Raw genomic sequence first — 496 nt, 5'->3', positions numbered from 1 at the left:
TTCGCAGAAACGTCTGAAGCTGCCGCGCTCCTCGGGAATCGTCACCGCGAACACCGCCTCGCGCGCCTCGCCCACCTCCGCGCGCTCGGCCACGAAGCGCATGCGGTCGAAGTTCATGTTCGCCCCCGAGGTCACCGCCACCAGCGTCTGCCCCGCGATGCCCTCGCGCTCCGCATAGCGCTTGACCGCCGCCACGGCCAGCGCCCCCGCCGGCTCCAGTACGCTGCGCGTGTCCTGGAATACGTCCTTGATCGCCGCGCACAGCGCGTCGGTGTCCACCGTGATCACTTCGTCCAGATACTCGCGGCACAGCCGGAAGGTCTCCTCGCCCACCAGCTTGACCGCCGTGCCGTCCGAGAACAGGCCCACCTCGGTCAGCTCCACGCGCCGGCCGGCCGCCATCGACTGCGCCATCGCGCACGAATCGTCGGTCTGCACGCCGATCACGCGGATCTCGGGGCGCACCGCCTTCACGTACGCCGCCACGCCCGCGGCG

At 70.8% G+C, this 496-nt stretch carries 1 protein-coding gene; it reads right to left on the bottom strand.

Going from position 1 to position 496, the window contains the following annotated elements:
• Positions 1-496: pyridoxal-phosphate dependent enzyme (locus U5760_RS31560; protein WP_322016221.1), on the bottom strand; the 496-nt coding region annotated here is incomplete at both ends.

The organism is Paraburkholderia sp. J12 (assembly GCF_905220215.1).
In the GTDB taxonomy this organism is placed as follows: domain Bacteria; phylum Pseudomonadota; class Gammaproteobacteria; order Burkholderiales; family Burkholderiaceae; genus Paraburkholderia.
The sequence above is the reverse complement of the archived record's forward strand: the minus strand, read 5'-3'. Positions and strand labels throughout refer to the sequence as shown.